6 protein-coding genes are annotated in these 6,039 nt (G+C 35.4%); 3 read left to right on the forward strand and 3 right to left on the reverse strand.

Annotated elements, in window-relative coordinates:
• The first annotated feature begins 575 nt into the window (after positions 1-575).
• A complete protein-coding gene (locus tag V7183_RS13515) occupies positions 576-1,025 on the forward strand; it encodes a LytTR family DNA-binding domain-containing protein (RefSeq protein ID WP_335359845.1) in 450 nt (149 codons plus the stop codon).
• Between the two features lie 4 nt (positions 1,026-1,029).
• Complete coding sequence (locus V7183_RS13520; protein WP_335359846.1) at positions 1,030-1,443, forward strand: DUF3021 domain-containing protein; 414 nt, start codon at positions 1,030-1,032, stop codon at positions 1,441-1,443.
• 159 nt (positions 1,444-1,602) lie between these two features.
• Here the strand turns inward: V7183_RS13520 and V7183_RS13525 are convergent, their stop codons facing one another.
• Positions 1,603-2,763 carry a chromate transporter gene (locus tag V7183_RS13525; RefSeq protein ID WP_097897143.1) on the reverse strand — a complete coding sequence of 387 codons (1,161 nt, stop codon included), beginning with the start codon at positions 2,761-2,763 and terminating at the stop codon, positions 1,603-1,605.
• 225 nt (positions 2,764-2,988) lie between these two features.
• On the opposite strand from V7183_RS13525, the gene V7183_RS13530 reads away from it, so the two are divergent.
• A complete protein-coding gene (locus tag V7183_RS13530; RefSeq protein ID WP_335359847.1) occupies positions 2,989-3,402 on the forward strand; it encodes a CHRD domain-containing protein in 414 nt (137 codons plus the stop codon).
• Between the two features lie 150 nt (positions 3,403-3,552).
• Here V7183_RS13530 and V7183_RS13535 read toward each other — a convergent pair whose 3' ends face one another.
• Positions 3,553-4,290, reverse strand: coding sequence for a polysaccharide deacetylase family protein (locus tag V7183_RS13535; protein WP_097897145.1), 738 nt, complete (start codon positions 4,288-4,290; stop codon positions 3,553-3,555).
• 197 nt (positions 4,291-4,487) lie between these two features.
• A complete protein-coding gene (locus V7183_RS13540) occupies positions 4,488-5,561 on the reverse strand; it encodes a glycosyltransferase family 4 protein (RefSeq protein ID WP_097897146.1) in 1,074 nt (357 codons plus the stop codon).
• Positions 5,562-6,039 lie beyond the last annotated feature (478 nt).

Raw genomic sequence — 6,039 nt, forward strand, 5'->3', positions numbered from 1 at the left:
GTGGTGGATCCATAAAAGTAATGTTAGTAGGGTTCTCAGATGATGGATTAATACTTGTAGCAGCTGAAGCGTTGCTAAAACCGAATGCTGGAAGTGCTAATAAGGCCACCGCAGGTAATACAAATAATTTTTTTTTCATGAAAAAACTCCCCTCAATTTGTATTCTTTTTAATTATCTGAAAATTTGCAATAAAATTCAATGTAATTCAGGTGGTATAACTTGAAAAATAAATAACAGAAAATTCAATAAAATAATGAAGTAAGGAGCCTATTTGTTGAAACTATAACAGATAGACTCCGTATTCTATATGAGCTGTAAAGGGACAGTAGAGTAGATGGTCCAGTTTTTAGAGAGCCGGTACATTTTAATGAATGCAATTACTGTGAAGGGACTAGCAAGCGAATGTGTAGCGTTATATAAGAAAATGGCAGCAGAAGAATGAAACCTTGCGTGTGCAAGGTTTTTTGTGCTTGAAAAAGGGTTAGTTATGACAAAAACAAAACCACTTATGTAGCAATCTATATCTTTTTTTTAAATATATGTAAAAATAAAAGTGTAAAGGGGGTGGGAATCATTGAAAATCCACATTGAATTAGACCCATCACAAGATGAGATAGAGATTATTGTAAAGGCAAAAGAAGTAACAGATGAAATTCACCATCTTGTAAAAAGGATAGAAGGGGGGAGTGTGAGACAAATTGTAGGAGTTCTAGAGCAGCAATATTATTTGTTAGAACTAAAAGATATTTATTGGTTTTATGCTGAGGGAAGAAAAGTGATGGCACAGACAACGAAGGGAAGACTTGAAGTAAAGTCGAGGTTGTATGAGCTAGAAACAAGGCTACAAGATGATCGCTTTGCACGATTTTCAAAATCGATATTAGCAAATTTACAGCATGTAACGAGCTTTGAAATGTCGTTTAGCGGAAGTATGTGTGCTCACTTTTCAAATGGAATGAAAGAGTACGTTTCGAGAAAATATGTACCATTTATTAAAGCAGCTTTAAATATAGGAGGAGGTTAGAAATATGGTTACATTATTTGATAGAATTGGCGGCAAGGTGCTTTCTGGAATGGCGATGGCAATGTTTTATAGCCTATTGTTTTTAGGGATTGGTTATGTAAAAGGGATGGAGAATATAGAGGTAAAAACACTACTTGTTTATCTTGTTACAGCAAATATTGTCGGGCTGATTTTTTCATTTGCGTCCTTTGTGTTTGAGAAGGAAGAATGGAGCATCTTAAAACAAACAATGATTCATTTCATTATTTTGTTGGGCACATTTTTACCAATTGTTATTTGGATTGGCTGGGTTCCGAATCATCTCGTTCCGATTCTTATTTGTATAGGTAGCTTTATCGTTGTTTATTTCATTATATGGCTTACGATGACAATCTATTGGAAGAAAAAAATTGAGGACTTGAATAATGGACTGAAATAAGATGTTGTGTTCTGTTGAATACTCGATATACGAAAATAAGCCAATATGGCTTATTTTTTTGGTTTAAACACAACTAAACACGAATCTATTTTCATACAGATATGGGTTAAAAGTGTGTTGTTTTAAAATACACTATTTGAAGGCGGTAACTTTGTATGGCTAGATAATATAAAGAATATAGCCACTTAAAGCGCCAAGAATAACAATGATCCATGGAGGTGCTTTCCAAAATGCTAATAGACAAAATAAGAGAGAAGCGATGACAAAGTCAACCGTACTCATAATGGAACTTGTCCAAATGGGGTTGTAAAAAGCTGATAATAAAATACCAACAACAGCAGCGTTAATGCCGAGGAGTGCACCTTGTACATATGAACAGCGTCTAACTTGATCCCAAAATGGTAATATGCCAATGACGAGTAAGAATGCTGGGAGAAAGATAGCAATTGTCGCAAGGATAGCTCCTAGTGTCCCATCCAGTACAGCTCCTATGTAAGATGCAAATGTAAAAAGAGGGCCTGGTACAGCTTGCGTTAAGCCGTATCCTGCTAGAAATTGCTCTTTTGTCATCATGCCATTTAATACAAATTCATTTTCAAGAAGAGGAAGAACGACATGTCCTCCGCCAAACACGAGTGAGCCAGAGCGATAGAAACTATCAAACATGGCAATCCAGTGCGAAAATGGTCGTAATATTGGTAACAGGAATAATAAACTAAAAAATAGTAAGAGGCATGAGGTGGCAGTTATACGTGAAACAGGAATATGTGTTTTGCTAGCAGGTGGAATTTCATGCTTACAATATAAGAGCCAACCGATAAGACCAGCAAGTAGAATAAGTGCAACTTGCGTCAAAGCACTTGGAAATAACAATGCAATTGTAGCAGTAATAATCGCGATTGTTGTTCGGTTCCGGTCCGGTGTTAATTTCTGTGCCATTCCCCATATCGCATGGGCAACAATCGCTACTGCTACAAGTTTTAACCCATGAATCCAGCCAGCTTCCTCCATATGAAATTGCTGGAGTAGTGAAGCGAAAAAGACAAGAACGAGAACTGATGGGAGTGTAAAGCCAACCCAAGCAACTACAGCTCCAAGGAGTCCTCCGCGGGATAAACCGATGCCGATTCCAACTTGGCTACTTGCAGGACCAGGAAGGAATTGACAGAGTGCCACTAAATCTCCATAGCTTCGCTCATCCATCCATTTTCGTTTTTGTACATATTCGTGATGGAAGTACCCGAGATGAGCCGTAGGTCCACCAAAAGAAGTGAATCCTAGTTTAGTTGATACGAGAAAAATTTCAAATATTGTTTTCAAAGTGAACCTCCCTAGGAAATTTTAAATATACGTGCATTATACAAGAAGTGGTTATGTAGAAGGAATGGTTGTTATGTAAAGCTTTTGTAAATATTTTTGAAGAGAAGTAAAATACTTTCAAGAAAGCGAAGTTGAAAAAGTCATAATTTATTATGTCCTAGTAATAAATTAGTTAAAGGGGTACCTAAAGTAAGGTGAAATTTATATAAGGAGAATGTTGCTCGTATGAAAAAACATTTCTTTGCTCGGCTAAAAGGAGAGATGGAAGTACCTCCTGTAAATACAAAGGCTTATGGTGTAACAGAACTTGTTTTTAATAATGATTTAACAAAAATAAATTATAGAATTATATTGAAAAACATTGAGAAAGTTACATCATGTCAGATTCATTTAGGAAAAAAGAATCAGATAGGTCCAGAAGTTTTATTTTTATACGGACCTGTAAGGCACGGGATTAGCGTGAATGAAGGGATAATTACAGGTGTGGTAACGATTGAAGACCTAGAAGGGCCTTTGCAAAGAAAGATATTTGAGAATCTTATTGAAGAGATAGATCATGAAAATGCATATATAAATGTTCATACAAAGAGATTTGAAAAGGGAGAAATACGGGGAAGGGTGGAGGAGGTAAAGAGCTAGGAATATGAAATAAATAAAAACGTCTGTGAAGTTGAAATTTTACAGGCAGTCTTTAATCCCACCATTTTTTGTGGTGGATTTTTTATCACTCTTTAAACACAAAAATGGGAAGAGAAAAAACAAACAGCTCTAGTATATATACTAAAGCTGTTACAATCTTGTGTCCTTCCAAAAGTTCACCTCTAAGTGAGAGGAAGGATTGTAAGCAAGAAGTGTATAACCTTTTGCTTGAAGATAGTCAATTACCTTTGGAAGGATTTTTACAGTGACACTAGAATCATGCATTAAAATGACTTCTACTTGTTCGTTGCTTTGGTTCATAACCCGATCCAGTATAGCAGAAGGATTATCATAGCTTTTCCAGTCATATGTATCGATCGTCCAATCCCACATTTTGTACTGAGCGGAAACAAGTGCATCACGATAATTCTTTTTTAAATACGGCATACTGCCATATGGAACGCGAACAAGATGTGTATCTAAATTTGTTACTTGCTGGACGATTGTTTGAGCTTGCTCCATTTCAGAAATTAAAGCAGATGGATCGCCAGTATATAGACGTTTTACATCATGAGACATACTATGCAGCCCAATATAATGTCCTTCCCCAATTAAGCGTTTCATCGTTTGCGGGTAATGTGATACTTTTCCACCAATAACAAAGAAGGTTGCTTTTCCGTGCTTTTGTTTTAAGATGTTTAAAATTTGTGATGTGTATTTATTTGGTCCATCATCAAATGTTAAGTACGCAATTTTTTGCGGAACAGAAGCAGTCTGAGTAGTAGAACGATGTTCAAGTGGAGAGTTAGTCGCTGCTTCAGTATAAGATGTCGTACATGTAGTCATGACTAAAAATATGATAATACATTGAAATACTTGCTTGATCATAACACTCACCCTCAGTTTAACAATCAAAGATGTAAGAAGGCAGCGAGAGACGTTTCTCATTATCTTCTTTATATGTATAGCTTTCTCCAATAGAAGCACTCTCAAACAAACTATATTATGGAAATGAAAAATAGCATCCTCTCTTAAAAGAAAGGATGCTATCTGAATATTTCATAGTAATAAAGGCTATACTACAATTATTCTTCGCGTTTTTTCACTTTTTTATAGAAGGAAATAATTGGTTTATAACGTTCGTGCACAAGACCGATTATTTCTGCCACGATTTCAGTAAAGAAAATCAAGACAAACAGAAGAATAATGGATAACCATAATGTTGCGCTAGTGAAAATGATTGCATTTACGCTAAAGAAAATACCAAATGCGTAAATGATAAGTACCGTTGCACGGTGAGAGAAGCCCATTGCCAACAGACGGTGATGTAAATGCGACTTATCTGGTGCAGAAATTGGTTTCTTATTCACAATGCGTCTGATAATCGCAAATGTTGTATCAAAGATAGGAACACCTAAAATGATGATGGGAACAAGGAAACTGAATAACGTTACACTTTTGTATAATCCGAGTAACGATAAAACAGATATACAATATCCTAAAAATAGCGCACCTGTATCTCCCATGAAAATTTTTGCTGGATGGAAGTTATAGAATAAAAATCCAAGTGTACTTGCAAGTGCAATAAGTGCTAGTGGCAGAATGATTACAGCACCGGTACCCATAGGGCTTGTAAAGGCCATATATGCTAACGTTGCAAGAACGATGGATGAAATTCCAGCGGATAATCCGTCTAGTCCATCAATTAAGTTAATGGCGTTTGTAATACCGACAATCCAAAATACTGTAATTGGGTATGCAAGGATACCAAGTTCAGTATCTCCTAAGATTGGAATATACAACACCTGTACTAATAATCCACTTTTTACAATGAGTATAGCAACTAATAATTGTCCACCGAATTTTACCTTCGCTGATAATTCATACATATCATCTAAAATACCGATGATGACGATGATAACAGCACCTAAGCTTATTGATAGCATTCTTTGCTCATATAATCCACTAACAATAAATCCTACAGCTACACCGATGAAAATTGCCAGTCCACCTAGACGAGGCATTATTTTTTGGTGTACTTTACGTGCGTTTGGCTTATCTGTTGCTCCGATCTTAAATGCTAATTTGATAACGAAAGGAGTAACGACTAGTACAGTAATGAAAGATGCCAAAACTGCATAAATCACTTGTGAGTCCATTAATACCCCACCTCTTATATTTTAACTTAATTTTTAAAGAAGTTATCTGAAAATTATGATGTTTGTTTGCAGGCTCATAACATATGGTATCACAAAAAGATTAGAATTCAATCTTTTTTTCTATTCACTGTAATTGGAAATGAATAAAATATATGACAAATCTATGATGAATGTGCTCTCAAGAGAGAAGGTTACAAAATCTTTACAATAGTATATGGTATAAACATTTTGCATTTAAATTGCAATCGAATAGAAGGATTCTCCTAGCAGCCTTTTTCCTGTACATTGATAGGGGAGTATTGCCTATAAGTGACTATGAATAGGAATGATCGATACAAAAGTTTATTTACTATAAGTGTTTCACGTTAAAATACGTACGTTTCACGTTAAAATATGGAAATGAATATGTAAAGTGCAAATGTACGCTGGAAATGGCATGGAAAACTGAATCATGTTCTTTTACAAAATCTTAAAAAAA

It is taken from the genome of Bacillus sp. JJ1127 (assembly GCF_036965845.1).
Taxonomy (GTDB): Bacteria; Bacillota; Bacilli; order Bacillales; family Bacillaceae_G; genus Bacillus_A.

Excerpts from the sequence above, each read along its gene's own strand:
- V7183_RS13520 (WP_335359846.1), top strand. The coding sequence starts at position 1,030 with ATGGTTACATTATTTGATAGAATTGGCGGCAAGGTGCTTTCTGGAATG.
- V7183_RS13530 (WP_335359847.1), top strand. The coding sequence starts at position 2,989 with ATGAAAAAACATTTCTTTGCTCGGCTAAAAGGAGAGATGGAAGTACCT.
- V7183_RS13535 (WP_097897145.1), bottom strand. The coding sequence starts at position 4,290 with ATGATCAAGCAAGTATTTCAATGTATTATCATATTTTTAGTCATGACT.
- V7183_RS13540 (WP_097897146.1), bottom strand. The coding sequence starts at position 5,561 with ATGGACTCACAAGTGATTTATGCAGTTTTGGCATCTTTCATTACTGTA.